The 13,311-nt window shown below is 43.0% G+C and carries 14 protein-coding genes and 3 pseudogenes; 3 read left to right on the forward strand and 14 right to left on the reverse strand.

Annotation, left to right across the window (positions count from 1 at the left end; genetic code table 11):
• Window positions 1–12: 12 nt before the first annotated feature.
• Window positions 13–1,092 (reverse strand): helix-turn-helix transcriptional regulator, encoded by a 1,080-nt coding sequence (locus FU659_RS32555; protein WP_147951355.1) that lies wholly within the window; start codon window positions 1,090–1,092, stop codon window positions 13–15.
• Window positions 1,093–1,462: 370 nt separating this feature from the next.
• Here FU659_RS32555 and FU659_RS32560 point away from each other — a divergent pair.
• Window positions 1,463–1,573 (forward strand): annotated as a pseudogene (locus FU659_RS32560) (SpoVR family protein); the annotation flags it as partial.
• A 266-nt stretch (window positions 1,574–1,839) separates the two neighbouring features.
• On the opposite strand, the gene FU659_RS32565 reads toward FU659_RS32560, so the two are convergent.
• The 12 genes and pseudogenes from FU659_RS32565 to FU659_RS32615 all read right to left on the reverse strand — a co-directional run bounded on the left by FU659_RS32565 (window position 1,840) and on the right by FU659_RS32615 (window position 11,165).
• Window positions 1,840–2,565, reverse strand: a complete 726-nt coding sequence (locus tag FU659_RS32565; RefSeq protein ID WP_187274549.1) for a phospholipase D family protein — start codon at window positions 2,563–2,565, stop codon at window positions 1,840–1,842.
• 124 nt (window positions 2,566–2,689) lie between these two features.
• Window positions 2,690–2,965 carry a hypothetical protein gene (locus FU659_RS32570; RefSeq protein ID WP_147951357.1) on the reverse strand — a complete coding sequence of 92 codons (276 nt, stop codon included), beginning with the start codon at window positions 2,963–2,965 and terminating at the stop codon, window positions 2,690–2,692.
• Window positions 2,966–3,115, reverse strand: a complete 150-nt coding sequence (locus FU659_RS36030; RefSeq protein WP_187274550.1) for a hypothetical protein — start codon at window positions 3,113–3,115, stop codon at window positions 2,966–2,968. It abuts the gene before it with no gap.
• A 90-nt stretch (window positions 3,116–3,205) separates the two neighbouring features.
• Window positions 3,206–3,626 (reverse strand): annotated as a pseudogene (locus FU659_RS32575) (Uma2 family endonuclease).
• Between the two features lie 100 nt (window positions 3,627–3,726).
• On the reverse strand, window positions 3,727–4,941 hold the full coding sequence (locus FU659_RS32580; protein ID WP_147951358.1) for a M24 family metallopeptidase: 1,215 nt from the start codon (window positions 4,939–4,941) through the stop codon (window positions 3,727–3,729).
• Between the two features lie 18 nt (window positions 4,942–4,959).
• Window positions 4,960–5,703, reverse strand: a complete 744-nt coding sequence (locus tag FU659_RS32585) for an amino acid ABC transporter ATP-binding protein (RefSeq protein ID WP_147951359.1) — start codon at window positions 5,701–5,703, stop codon at window positions 4,960–4,962.
• Between the two features lie 14 nt (window positions 5,704–5,717).
• Window positions 5,718–6,362 (reverse strand): amino acid ABC transporter permease, encoded by a 645-nt coding sequence (locus FU659_RS32590; RefSeq protein ID WP_147951360.1) that lies wholly within the window; start codon window positions 6,360–6,362, stop codon window positions 5,718–5,720.
• A 28-nt stretch (window positions 6,363–6,390) separates the two neighbouring features.
• On the reverse strand, window positions 6,391–7,251 hold the full coding sequence (locus FU659_RS32595; protein ID WP_147951361.1) for a transporter substrate-binding domain-containing protein: 861 nt from the start codon (window positions 7,249–7,251) through the stop codon (window positions 6,391–6,393).
• Window positions 7,252–7,289: 38 nt separating this feature from the next.
• Window positions 7,290–7,871, reverse strand: coding sequence for a TetR/AcrR family transcriptional regulator (locus FU659_RS32600; RefSeq protein WP_147951368.1), 582 nt, complete (start codon window positions 7,869–7,871; stop codon window positions 7,290–7,292).
• A 305-nt stretch (window positions 7,872–8,176) separates the two neighbouring features.
• Complete coding sequence (locus FU659_RS32605) at window positions 8,177–9,649, reverse strand: sensor histidine kinase (RefSeq protein ID WP_147951362.1); 1,473 nt, start codon at window positions 9,647–9,649, stop codon at window positions 8,177–8,179.
• Window positions 9,630–10,319, reverse strand: a complete 690-nt coding sequence (locus tag FU659_RS32610) for a response regulator transcription factor (RefSeq protein WP_147951363.1) — start codon at window positions 10,317–10,319, stop codon at window positions 9,630–9,632. The genes FU659_RS32605 and FU659_RS32610 overlap by 20 nt, the downstream gene beginning before the upstream one ends.
• 96 nt (window positions 10,320–10,415) lie before the next feature.
• Window positions 10,416–11,165 carry a hypothetical protein gene (locus FU659_RS32615; RefSeq protein ID WP_147951364.1) on the reverse strand — a complete coding sequence of 250 codons (750 nt, stop codon included), beginning with the start codon at window positions 11,163–11,165 and terminating at the stop codon, window positions 10,416–10,418.
• Window positions 11,166–11,395: 230 nt separating this feature from the next.
• Between FU659_RS32615 and FU659_RS32620 the strand changes: the two genes are divergently transcribed.
• Both FU659_RS32620 and FU659_RS32625 read left to right on the forward strand, forming a co-directional pair.
• A complete protein-coding gene (locus tag FU659_RS32620; protein ID WP_147951365.1) occupies window positions 11,396–11,608 on the forward strand; it encodes a hypothetical protein in 213 nt (70 codons plus the stop codon).
• A gap of 206 nt (window positions 11,609–11,814) precedes the next feature.
• Window positions 11,815–12,546, forward strand: coding sequence for a hypothetical protein (locus tag FU659_RS32625; RefSeq protein WP_261808202.1), 732 nt, complete (start codon window positions 11,815–11,817; stop codon window positions 12,544–12,546).
• Window positions 12,547–12,623: 77 nt separating this feature from the next.
• Here the strand turns inward: FU659_RS32625 and FU659_RS32630 are convergent.
• Window positions 12,624–13,136 (reverse strand): annotated as a pseudogene (locus FU659_RS32630) (aldo/keto reductase); the annotation flags it as partial.
• Window positions 13,137–13,311 lie beyond the last annotated feature (175 nt).

Genomic DNA, 13,311 nt, shown 5'->3' on the forward strand with positions numbered 1-13,311 from the left:
ATACAACCATCATCAATTATGATTGTAGATTTGTATTATCGCATTAAGAGAATTCATAAAATCATTTCGAAGCTTTTCTGGCTTTATGATTTCAAGATGTGCCCCCTGGCTTAAAAGCCACATTTGTATTATCGCATTAAGAGAATTCATAAAATCATTTCGAAGCTTTTCTGGCTTTATGATTTCAAGATGTGCCCCCTGGCTTAAAAGCCACATTTTAACTCCCTCACCAAACACTTCTGCTTCTATAATTTTCTTGTTATCAACTTCGCCTACTATCCTGGCTGTTGGTAGTCGATCTAATACCGCTTCCAAAGAGGGCCCCCAGAACTTAAACTGGATGCTCATTAATTCCCCAGAATACATAAATTGAATTTTCTTACGAAATTCACCTTCTTCAAATCTCTCCGCTTCAGGTATGTAGAAACTCTCTGCTAAAGGAATGTAGTCAGTGATTCTGTCCAATCTGTAAATAGTAGGAAAACTATCTGATCTATCAGCAATATAAGCTGTTAAATAAAAGTAATAATCCGAGAAAATGATGCCAACTGGCTTTACAACTCTCTCAACAGCCAACTCTTTATCAACCCTCATATAGGTTATTTTCAATAGTTTTTTAGAACGAATAACAGCACTTAAATTCCACACTTTAGAAATCAAAAAGCTATTATGCTGTAAGGGCAAATAGTGAAAGCGCTCATTATTAACTATTTCTCGAATAAACTTTCTTTCAGACGGCGTAGATTGCAATATCAACTTATCTAGGATTTCCTCAAGCTCAATTTTGTTAAGAGCTCTACTCTCCAATAGAATTTTTGAGATTACTGTAATTTCTTCACTATTAAGAAAGTATTCGTTTTTACTTACTAAAATATATCCCTTCTTCTTGCTGTCGTACTTTAAGTCTAGAAATCCTGAATCACCCAATCTTTCCGCGAAGTAGACCCTTATCTCATCGAAGTCCCTTTGAATCGTTTTTACATCGACAAGCATCTCTTTCGCTAAGTCTTTTTTAATTAGGAGTTCGCCTTTATTCAATCTTTCAAAAATAGTTAATAACCTGTTCGATTTTCTATCCTTTTCCTTGACCATTCAATCATCCTCTAATTGTTTATATATTAACATTCCACTATGGACATATAATGTCCATTTTAAAAATAAAATGACTTAATGAATTATCTATGTATTACTACTTACTCACCAAAGTATTCGACAAAAAAATAAATTCACCTCCTCCTTTTGAACCATTTATTAGCTACTGTTATTTAGGCCTTGAAGCACTGGCAACACTTTTTGTGAAATATTATGTATGGAACAAATTCTTGTAATCGCAAATTTTAACAACAAAAACCACACTCCTTACCAAAATAATATTTGGTAGAAATGCAGTAATTAAGTGGTCTTACTTCATTAGCGTTGCATGAGCTCTTACACAGAACACAGTATGACCGAAGCAAATTTGCCTTATATGGAGGACTGGCAGCGGGATATTCTGACGATGCTGCGCGATGAGATGCTCTATTTCTGGCCGCAGCTGGAGACGAAAATCATGAACGAAGGCTGGGCTTCGTATCGCCAAGGTGCTTAAATTTCGGGAATAAAAAAAGCCGACTCCCACAGGAATCGACTGGCATTCAATATTATTAATTTATTATTTTATTGTTCTCAACTTTCTTAAACTCCACACTAAGGACTCCTTTTAATTCATTACTAGGAATCACAATTACTTCATCTTTGATTTTAAGTGTTATGTTTTGTTCATGATCAAAATATAATCGAAATTGCCAATCTTCGCGATTTTCTGTTGAATATTTGCTCGTTAAGAATTTCCCGAATTTATTAAAAGGGATACTGATTGTTGCATGTGGCGTTTTGTTTTTCACCGCCTAGTTTTAAGATAATATTTTTCTTTTCCATTTTGATTTTATTCCCTGTTGTTTTTGCTATCGAAAACCTGAAGTAACATTTATAACCATTAGGTGGCTTTTGATAATCGGAATACATTGGAAACTCTTGGGTTGAATAATTGATAACCATTGAGTTCATTAATTTCTGATATTGGTTTAGAAATTGCACCTTATACTTTTCAACTTCAATTTTCCAATCACCGTTAAGGTCAAGCGCATCTGAATTTATTATGTAACGTGAGATGATGTGATCTCGATCGCTCTTGCTAGTCTCGATCATGATCATATCCTCTACATTACCCTTTACTGGTGACCGAGACAATTCCCAGCCATTAGAAGTAAAATTAGCAGAACCTATATACGCATTCTTCTCGTCTAGTAAATAAATCTTGGCATGAAGATCTGGTAAACAACGAATTTCAAAACCAATTTGCCTAAGCATTTCTAATGCTTCAATATCCACACTCCCAGTAACATACTCTACACCAGGTGGACTAGTGATAAGACACCGCCTTTTCACTGATTCAGGAAGAGCCTTAGCTAATTCTTTAACCGCTGGCAAAGTAACATAAGGTGAGATAATTGTGATGGAGCGTGAACACTTTTTTATTTGGTCAATAATTGATTTTTTAAAATTGCTTCCTAATAATTGACTCATTAATTTTAGCCTCCGCGTACACATTCGAATACTTTGTATCATTCGACATAATTAGCTAATAATCCTTCGTAAATGCAGAGACAAAAAACCGACTCAAAATGAATCGGTTGACTACATTCAATATTTAAAAATTTCGTTTCATCGCAACCTGCTTGAAAGAAGCAATCACGTTTCGCTCGCCCTGGTCCAGGACTTTGTAAGACACAACATAACGATCAACCATGCAGTAATAGGTGTTTCGATATTCACGTGAGGGCATGATCGTTCCCATGTGGACGACTTTCTGCTCCACTCGGTGAAGTAAGCTGATCTTGTAGTCAATTGTCTCCTGCTGTGTAAAATGATCGCTCTTCATTTGTTGGAATCGGCTTCGTACCGTTTCAGTCCATTGAACGATCAATTACAGTTCACCACGCTTTATCGCTTCAACCATTTCATCTGTGGAATAGACTTTCCCATGCATAATGTCCTTTTCAGATTCCTCAATCATTTGTCTGATTTCGGGATCTGAATCCCATTCATGAACAGGATTACACACTTCATATTCCATCCCGGCGATTTCGAATGCAGCGGGACCCGAAAGTCAAGGCACTTGATTTTCGGGTCAAAAAAGAACCGGTTGAGAGCACATCTCGCCGGTTTATTGTTCTAATGATTCCAGACTGAAGAGCCCGTTCATGGGCACTTTCAAATCTTTAAATGCGATGGATTGGATCGTTTCCTGCTCCATATACAGATGACGTACCTGGTAGCTGCCATCCTGCAGCGAATACACGTGAACCGTTCGGTTTCCTGGATCGACAATCCAATACTCCTGTACCCCATACTTCTGATATAAATTGAACTTCTCATTAAAGTCTTTCAATGCGGTGGATGGGGATAGAACTCCGATTCTGAAAGAATGTCCGCAGGGCGAAATGAAGCTCTCCTACAATAAATTGATGCAATGAGGTTGGGGCCGGTGACAAATTATAGGCTTTGCCATCAATTAGCTCCCATGCTCCGTCCCAAGTCAGCCAATCTTGATAGGTGTTAATTTTCTTCTCATCCGGATTTGACACAAAGTTCAACCTCCTTCTGATTTCGCGTATGACACTTTAGTAATTGTAGCATGTTCAAGCAAGTCGTTGCTAATTTTCACTCGTATAGGCAGCTATAACTTTAAAGTGAAATCAGGTCCTTCGACAGTCGATTCAACTGCTCACAACCGCTTTCCGTCACCAATACCATATCTTCAATCATGATAGAACCTACACCATAGCCATAATACGGCGTCTCCAAACAAAGCACCATGCCTGGACGGAAGATAGTAGATTCAGTCGGGCTAATGAACGGAGGCTCCTCGGCGGCAAGGCTTAAACCCGCGCTATGCCCTAAGTGGCCGCGGTTATAATTCGGTAATCCTGAACGGCGAATCAGACTCATCACTTCATGAAAGGCCGATTGCATCGATCTTCCCGGTTCAATCAGCTGAACAAGATGATCATGCCCGATTCTTAAAGCCTGATATACACGTTCCACCGTACTTGAAGGAGTTCCCAAAACAAACGTTCGAGCGATATCCGAGCCATATCCTTTGACATCCACACCAACATCGAATTTTATTAAGTCGCCGGGCACGCTTGCACGTGTGTCGAACACATGCGCCGGAGCAAAATTCGCTCCAACGGAAATCATATGAAAACGGGAGGTAGATCCCTCCCTATTCTTCATAAGAGCCATCTTAAAGTCATCGGCAATATCTTCAGCGGAGCTTCCTACGTGTATTCCCCGAGTGGCTTCTGTAATACCAGCTTCGGCGTATGTACAGCTCTTGCGGAGCTGATCTATTTCCCAAGGTGTCTTAATAACACGAAGTTCGGTGAAAATAGAACTCGCTTCCTGCAGTTTCAATTGGCTGGCAGCTTCCTGCAAAGCTATCACCGAAGGATAGCGCATAGCACTCAGCTCAACAGCTACGCGACCCGTTGACAGATCATTTTCATCCATGATCTGACTAAGAAGCCCGAACATTTCCTGCACCTGATGAGCTGTCGGTCGTTTCCCTTGAAAGCGGCTCCCTTTAAGCTCGAAGGGGTCATCGACATCTACCCACGTCGGATAAGTTCTGATTTCGCAGTTAGGCAAATCATCTGGAATACCTGCAGCTTCAAATTCATTCATAATGACGACCGTTTTCCGGTAGGGATTCCGAAACACGACAGCCAAAGCGACTTCGTTCATTCGTAATGTATACATAAAGGTGCTCGGGTGACCGGATAAGTAATAGAAGTTCTCGCAGCTGGATGCCACAAGCGCATCAAGATTGTCTCTCTCCATAATCTCCCTTGATCTCGCCGCAATCTCCATGAGATGCTCTGCCTTTCTATAACCCACGATATCACCCTCCTACGGCTATTCTGTAATTTGTCTTAAAAATTTACGGGCGCGTTCCGTCTTAGGCTCTGCAAAAAACTGACTAGGAATTCCTTCCTCCTGAATGATCCCATCGCTCATAAAGATGACCCGATCGGCTACTTCTTTGGCAAACCTCATTTCATGGGTGACAACAATCATCGTCATCCCTTCCTTCGCCAGCTGTTTCATGACCGACAGTACTTCTCCGGTAAGCTCCGGATCCAAAGCCGAGGTTGGTTCATCGAAGAGCATTACTTGCGGCTGCATGGCAAGAGATCTAGCGATGGCTACCCGCTGCTGTTGGCCTCCGGAAAGACGCGAAGGATATTCCAGCTTCTTATCCAGCAAACCTACCTTGGCTAATAAGGCTTCGCCAAGCTCAACAGCCTGCTCCTTGGGCATTTTTTTCGCTGTCATGGGGGCCATGATGACATTGTCCAAAGCCGTCATATGCGGGAATAAATTAAAGGATTGAAATACCATGCCTGTTAAGTTGCGAATGCCCCTGATCGCTTGTTTTTTCGCTTGGGCACCCATCGTGCTCTCCCACTGCGTATCGCCCACGCGTATCGTTCCTTCGCTTGGTTCCTCTAGTCCATTCAGACAGCGCAGCAGTGTACTTTTTCCTGAACCGCTTGGTCCCAGCAGAACAACAATCTCTTGGGCACGAATGTGTATATTTATATGATTTAATACCGTTAATTCTTTAAAGCTCTTGCTTAGTTTGTTTACCTCAATCATGTCAACGCACACCCTTAATAAGCCTTGGATAACTTAAGCTCGATACGATTTAGGATATTCGAAAAGACCATACTCATGATCCAATACATCAGAGCTATCGCAATAAAAAAAGGCATAGCGATATAATATTGCGCTATCAGCAATTGCGCTGAGCGAAGCAGCTCGGTTACCGTAACAACGGAAACAAGTGAAGTCTCCTTCAGCATTCCGATAAACGTATTGCCCATGGGAGGAATGGCTACTCTGGCGGCTTGCGGAAGAACAACTTTTCGCAATGTTTGCCAAGGCGACAAGTTCAGCGATAGCGCGGCTTCCGTTTGTCCTTTGCTCACAGAAATAATGGCGCCTCGGAACGTTTCCGATAAATAAGCGCCAATATTGATGCTGAGCGAGATATAAGCTGCGGTGAGCGGTCCAAATTTAATTCCGTAATCCGGCAATCCATAGTAGACAATAAAGATTTGTATAAGAATCGGTGTCCCGCGAATAATCGAGACATATCCTCTAGCTAAGCCGCGGATAAGCATATTCCCTTTTAAGCGTGCGATAGCCACGATCAAAGCGATGAAAAAACCGAACACCATCGAAACAAGCGTAATTAATAGGGTATAATAGGCACCTGTTAACAGAAAATGGATGTTTTTTAAAACGAGATCCATTTCATTCATCCTCTCCGTTCAAAGCCCATTAAATATTCGGATCCACGTTAAACCATTTTTGGAAGATGGTCTTAAACGTTCCGTCGGACTTCATATCCGCCAACGCTTTGTTAATGGCCTCGATAAGCTCAGGATTGTTTTTACGGACAGCGATGCCGGCTGCATCTTCTTTGATCGGCTCCCCGACTGTTTTAATCTTTAATTTATTTTGATCAACTAGAGGTTTAATAGCAAATACGTTGTTAATCGTCGCATCGATTCTTCCGACATTCAAATCCATCAAAGATGTTATAACATCATTATAGGTAGCAATTTCAAAAGTTCCGACTTTGGGAAGAACCGTGTCTCTCAAATATTTTTCATCATTCGTTCCGAGTCCTACACCAACCTTTTTACCTTTGAAATCGTCAACTGACTTGATGGTTGTATTGTCGCTCTTGACGATCACATTCACAGCGTTTTTGATGTATGGCGTCGAAAAATCCATTGTTTTTTTGCGGTCGTCAGTAATTGTAACCTGACTGATCAAAGCGTCATACTTATCTTTTTGAAGTCCTTCGATTAAACCGGAAAATTCCCCTGTAATGAATTCCACTTGAACACCCAGACGCTTGGCTACTTCTTTCGCCACATCGGCATCGTAACCATCTACTTCATGCTTATCATTCAAAAAGTTATAAGGAGCATAAGTGCCCATTAACCCTATTCTTATTTTTCCTGATTTTTTGATTTGTTCCAATTGATTGGAAGCAACCGCCGTTTCTGCCGGTTTGGGGCTGGAAGCATTAGGTGAAGGTTGCGCTGTTTTCCCACCACATGCGGACAAGGCAAGGGCAACTACGCTTACGATTGTAAGGGATTGAACGATTTTTCTTGATTTCGTGAACATATATGTTTCCTCCTGAATAAACCTAATTTTCTCTTTTATTATCCCAATAAACCACAAATTTCAAACCTTGCCGTTTCTTCGGCAATCTGCACTGAATTATAGCTCGATTGAAAATCAACATCATGCATAGGTCCGAACAACCATTTGGATAGAACGCCTGTAATTAAACTGACGAGAATATTTACTCGAAGTGAGATGTCTTTGAATTGGGGCAGCATGCCAAGCTCAACCGCACGCTGAACATTGTTCTTAAAGGCTTCTTCGAATGCAATCCATGTTTGCGATACTGCTTCTCTAACCGGTTCATCCGCGCCTTGACCTTTAATCAGCAGCAACGCCATCAAATAACGATTTTGATCGGCAAATTCAAACAGGTCTGTAAGCAGACGTGCCGACGATTTCACCATGTCATCTACACTCCCGGCATGCTGTCGATAACCTTGATCAATGACTTTGGTCAGTTTCTCATTACCGCTATGAATCAATGCGAGCGTCATCTGCTCTTTACTTTCAAAGTACCAATAGAAAGTTCCTTGTGATACCCCAGCAGACTTGACCACATCAGAAATTTTAGTATTGTGATAACCCTTCTTTGCAAATAGCTCAAGTGCGCAGTTCATTAATTGATAACGACGATCCTGTTCTTGTTCATGGGTAGGTGAAATCAAGATCCACCCCTTTCTATTAACTGACGAGTCAGTTAGTGTTAATTCCGATGTGTTTACTATATTTTAAAAGTTTCCTACTGTCAAGCCAAAAGTAAACTTAGAAGAAACAGTTTTATGATGTATAACAAGCTTAAAAAAACAAAAAGTGGCGAACAGAATACAACTCCTGCCCCACCACTTTTATTTTGAACGACATAACTGCTGTCCTTTATGTCAGTTTAGACCTTAAGTAACAGCCGATTTCTCTAATAGATGCCTTAGTCGAGCTGACCAGAAGCAATGGGAAGAAAGAGCTGAAAGGTCGTTCCCTGTGATGAGCTATCCTTAAGAAGAAGCTTACCATCCATAGCAGTCGCCAGCATCTTACTTAAGGTTAGTCCTAGCCCAAGACCACGAACGGCAAGCTTCTTGTTCGTTCCCCGGAAGAACCTTTCGTAGATGTTGACTTGTTCGTGAACCGGGATTCCTGAACCGTTATCTTTGACCAGAATCTCGTACATTGTGCTTGAAAATTCTGCTAGAGATACGGAGATTTTACAGTGCTCATGTGCAGCTTGTCGGCTGTTGTTAAGGAGATTCACGATAATTTGTTGAATCCGGACGGCATCGCCAGAGGCAATCCACTTACGGTCGGGAATATCTATCTCTATTTCTATATCATCCTCTTGATAGATTAAGCTCCATTGATAGACGATCTCTCCCAACAGCTTACCCAGATCGATAGCTTCTGATTGAACCTGTACATGCCCAGACGCAAAAGTGTTAAAATCCAGCAGATCCGAAACCATCCGCTCCAGTCGATTCGTTTCTTTCAGCGAAATATCCAGAAACTCATCTGCCTCGTCAGTAGTTACGACCTGATCCTTAATCGCGCGGAGAAGACCGCGTATCGACGTAACCGGCGTCCTGAGCTCATGTGTCACCCCAGCTAGCAGTTCCGTACGCAGCTGTTCCAATTGCTCCAGCCTTGACGTCGTGGCATTAAAGTAGACAAGGAGGTCGTGAATTTCTTGCTCCTTGACGTTTTCCTGCAAAACAAGCGTATAATTGCCCGACTGGATTTGTTTAAGTGCCTGCACTACTGCATAAATGGGCTTCGATAATTTACGAAGCAGCAAATAAAGAATAAGCCAACCAAGCAGCCCCGAAATCAAAAGCAAAGAAGAGATCAAACCGTATTGTTGGCTAATGTCGGTTAACTCCTTCTTGGCATAAGAAATGGCTATGGAACCGATAACCGAATTCGAACGGAAGATAGGCGTAATAATGGTGTATGTGCTGCCGATCTGATGCACAATCATCTGGTCTTGAAGCAACGGCGCAGACGGAAAAGCTGGATCAGCTATCGTGCTTGGCGAACCCGTAAAATTATCACCTTGTTGACCAGTCGGCTTCTCTTTTAAGGGAGCTGGCTTATAGAACAAAGCATGACCTCTCTGGTCGAATACCGTTAAACCAAATTGTCCCGGTAGTTTGTATGTTCTTTGACTAGAGTCAATCCACCTATAGAACTGGTCGGGTATCACAATTTGCCCAGCACTACTTGTGACAGTATTCGCCGCGACCTGCGAAAAAGTCTGGATACTTTGCAATCGACTGGTAAGAGCCGAGTGCTGAAGCCACAGGACGGAAGCAACTCCTATCAAAAATAAACCTACAAATAAGGTCAGCACATAACGCAAAGTCCAGTATCGGAGCAGTGTGCTTCGCTTAGGCGTTCTGCTTGGCATAGAACTGGTACCCCGTTCCCCGTAAAGTCCGAATTTCACCTTCTTCAGGCGGCATGTTAAGCAGTGCCTGACGCAAACGTTTGATGGCCTGATCAACGGCGCGATCGCTCCCATCGTAGTCCATTCCCCATACCCGCTCAATTAACTGTTCACGATTGAAAATTTGGTTCGGATGCTCTGCCAAAAAAAGCAACACGGCCAAATCCTTAGGCGTTAGAGATAAGCTTGCCCCATTCAAGTAAATGCTCCTTGACTTGTAATCAAGCCTCAGACTGCCGTAATGCTTCTGATGATCTGCGATCAAAGCCTGAGAAGGCCTCCGAAGTACGGCGTTGATTCTAGCTACAACCTCTTCAGGCTCAAACGGCTTCATCATATAATCATCGGCACCGCTGTTAAGACCCGCAAGGCGATCACCAATGTCTCCTCTGGCTGTGAGCATGATGACAGGACAAGTATTTCTGCGTCGTACTTCGCGCAGTACCTCCCATCCATTCATGCCAGGAAGCATCACATCCAGTAAAATAAGATCAGGCTGAACAACCCCAAATTGTTGGATGGCTTCATCGCCCCTTGTATAGATGACATAGTCATAGCCTGCCTTTTTTATGTATGCCGACAAGACACGGGAAATCGCCGGCTCGTCTTCCACAATCATAATGGTTCTCATTGAAAAGCCTCCTAACAAGCAACTCATAAACAACTCTATCATTGAATATTTTATCATATAATAGGCAGAAATAAGGCTCGTATCATCCGTTGATGGTTATTGAATGTTAATCGCAGAAATACTTCCGTTGGTTTTAAAATCTTTGGAGTAGGATAGTGAAGCTGCCGCGGTCACCTGACCGTTCGGTCCCATGACGGATATCGTAGGACTCGACGTATACCCAGATCCCGGATTGGTCACAGTAACACTCGTCACGACACCATTCGTAACTGTTACGGTTGCTGTTGCTTCTGTTCTCGGCCAGGTTCCGCCGCTGCTTCCGTTATAACGATAATAGTTGGATACCTCATCCAAGCGTTGATTCGTAATCCCATATGGGGCTAATACCTTGAGAAGGGCAGCCTTGTTTTTTTGAGCTTCTTCAGCTGTCGGGCCTCTATCTAATCCTGCAGGTTTTACTCCGCTAAAAGCTTCTCTGAAAACTTCTGTGGGAACCCCAAGAGCCGCGGCAATAAGCACAACAGGCCTACCTTTGTCCTGTGGATCTGTGTCGAATCCACCTGTTATAACTACGGTATTCGCTGTTTGTCCGGCCCCATTGCCGCCAGTTGGAGGGTTTGTTTTGGGGGAGGTCGTATTTCGATTTGCGGGAGCCTCTGCAGCCTGTGTTCTTGGCTTGTCGTTCCCCTCTGGACGTGGAGGCGGCGGCAGCTCTAGCTCGCGGATCTTATAGGAAGATGGTGCAGAAGTATTAGACAGATTATCCTTAGCGAATACGAAGGCCCCTCCGACAATGGATAAAGTCAGTGAGCTGATAATTCCTACGCGGATGAATGATCTTTTCATTTGGTTAAGCTCCTTTTTCATAAAGTTTTTACTTACAGCTTCAATATAAAGGCCCAATGTGGCAGCTGGATGATAAAAACCTAAGCACCGTGTAACGTTAGGTTTGCCGACAAGATTTCTGTCAAAAATAGTGGGTTTTCGACAGCGATAACCGACGGACAAAGCGTGAAGGTCATGGTAATATAAATTCCAGTAATCTTATCAAGTTATCAGATTGGAGATGAAAGGAAATGAGAATGAATATTTTGTTTAATAAAAAACCAGTGACGGTTAACTTCGTAGGAACGGACCACAAATTAATTCCCTCTCTTATTAACGCCCTTCGATATAACAAATTTACGACGATGAACTTGGTTCATTCTCTGGAGAGCGTAGATTTATTCAGCTCAGAAGCCATTCTTTATGCAAAAGACGGCAATAAAGCAAGAATTCCTATTTTCTAATGTAAATCTTTACATAGCAAGGAAGCCCTTTGAGGAGTGATTGTATCACTTACTCAGAGGGCTTTTTTTCGTTAGAAAGGCATATCGGGGCTTCCTTTTCATAGACTAATAGAAACAGCTCATTCTAAGAGAAGAGGAGTTGCCTCATGCATCTGTTTCGTAGGTCCAAAAAGAATATAGCTTCCCTGCTCATCTATTTTCTAATCATGATTACTAGTTTTATATGGACTATCATCTGGCTTAACCATCCAACGACGAAACCGCCTGCTAAACCTAGCTCGGAATATAGCGTTATGCAAGCAAGTAACGGTATTGCTCTACATGTCATTCGCACGCCGCCCAACAATATTGGCTTAAAAGCCATTACCGCCAATGTCACGGATTTGCAAAACACCGGTATTAATGGCGGTTTTTTCTGGCAAGGCTATTTGCTCAGTATCGCGGTTGTAAATGATCTTCCTGTCAAAGGGCAGCCCGGCGACTACGGCTCCGGTTGGTTTAATATCGATCGTAAACGAGGCACGCTGGTCTGGGATGAAAAAGCACAAACCTTCACCATACAAATCGTCGAGGCAGCGGATGAGTTGAAAGTGATGGATCGCGCTCACTACTGGGCACAAGGTGGGGTGAGTATGGGGCTGAGGAACCCAGACGGCTGGGCTGCTCAAGCAGTATCCGAGGAAATGCCGGTCATTAACGAGAAGCGCATGCGCTCAGGAATCGTGTATGACACCAGCAATCATGTTTACTTGGTCGTCTCTCCTACGCCTTGCACGGGCGATGAATTCCGCACAGCTGTAACGGAGCAGGTCGGCGCTGGGGAGTTGGTGGACGGGCTGTTCTTGGATGGTGACGGTTCCTCACAGCTCAAGGTTGCGAACTATACGCTCCCCGGCGATCATCGCCAAGTGTATCAGATGATTGCCTTGTTGAACTGAATGTTTGGCACAATAAAGAACCCCTGCGATACCGATTATCGAGGGGTTCTTCATGCCATTTCTATTCGAATAGTGTGCTAAAATGTCACATTGTCCGGATTAGGGCCAATACGTTTGTTCTCATTCAGCGTATCGATTAAAGCGACATCCTCTGCACTCAGCTCGAAATCGAAGATATTCGCATTATCACGGATGCGCTGCTCTGTTACTGACTTCGGAATCGTGACAACGCCATTTTGGATGTCCCAGCGCAGGACGATTTGTGCTGGTGACTTGCCATGCTTCGCAGCAAGCTCAGCCAGGACAGGATGGTCCAGCTTCCCTTGCATCAGCGGACTCCAGGCTTCTAACTGGATATGATGTTCGCGAGTAAAAGCCAGTAATTCCTTTTGCGCGAGCTCAGGATGATACTCAACTTGGTTTACAGCGGGAATGAACCCTGTGTCTTCAATAATATGATTGAGATGATGAATCTGGAAGTTACTTACACCAATGGCGCGTACGAATCCTTCCTTGTATAGATGGACAAGCGCTTTCCAAGTTTCTCTATAGGTGGCGGGAACAGCCCAGTGAACTAAATACAATTGAACCTCTCATGACTAAAGTCACTAGATTCTTGGGTAGTCTCTTCTAACGAAGAGAAGTTTACCAAGCTAACCCTGTCGCTCCGACAGTTCGTGTAGTGTGACTACACAGTAAGCAGTCTTTTGCCTTCGGCAAGAATATTTAGACTTGCATTGAAGTCTCTGTCGTGATGCGTTCCGC

Origin of the sequence: Paenibacillus sp. N3.4 (assembly GCF_008017805.1) — a bacterium.
GTDB lineage: Bacteria > Bacillota > Bacilli > Paenibacillales > NBRC-103111 > Paenibacillus_E.

Excerpts from the sequence above, each read along its gene's own strand:
- FU659_RS32555 (WP_147951355.1), bottom strand. The coding sequence starts at position 1,092 with ATGGTCAAGGAAAAGGATAGAAAATCGAACAGGTTATTAACTATTTTT.
- FU659_RS32565 (WP_187274549.1), bottom strand. The coding sequence starts at position 2,565 with ATGAGTCAATTATTAGGAAGCAATTTTAAAAAATCAATTATTGACCAA.
- FU659_RS36030 (WP_187274550.1), bottom strand. The coding sequence starts at position 3,115 with ATGGAATATGAAGTGTGTAATCCTGTTCATGAATGGGATTCAGATCCC.
- FU659_RS32585 (WP_147951359.1), bottom strand. The coding sequence starts at position 5,703 with ATGATTGAGGTAAACAAACTAAGCAAGAGCTTTAAAGAATTAACGGTA.
- FU659_RS32590 (WP_147951360.1), bottom strand. The coding sequence starts at position 6,362 with ATGGATCTCGTTTTAAAAAACATCCATTTTCTGTTAACAGGTGCCTAT.
- FU659_RS32595 (WP_147951361.1), bottom strand. The coding sequence starts at position 7,251 with ATGTTCACGAAATCAAGAAAAATCGTTCAATCCCTTACAATCGTAAGC.
- FU659_RS32600 (WP_147951368.1), bottom strand. The coding sequence starts at position 7,871 with ATGAACTGCGCACTTGAGCTATTTGCAAAGAAGGGTTATCACAATACT.
- FU659_RS32605 (WP_147951362.1), bottom strand. The coding sequence starts at position 9,649 with ATGCCAAGCAGAACGCCTAAGCGAAGCACACTGCTCCGATACTGGACT.
- FU659_RS32610 (WP_147951363.1), bottom strand. The coding sequence starts at position 10,319 with ATGAGAACCATTATGATTGTGGAAGACGAGCCGGCGATTTCCCGTGTC.
- FU659_RS32615 (WP_147951364.1), bottom strand. The coding sequence starts at position 11,165 with ATGAAAAGATCATTCATCCGCGTAGGAATTATCAGCTCACTGACTTTA.
- FU659_RS32620 (WP_147951365.1), top strand. The coding sequence starts at position 11,396 with ATGAGAATGAATATTTTGTTTAATAAAAAACCAGTGACGGTTAACTTC.
- FU659_RS32625 (WP_261808202.1), top strand. The coding sequence starts at position 11,815 with ATGATTACTAGTTTTATATGGACTATCATCTGGCTTAACCATCCAACG.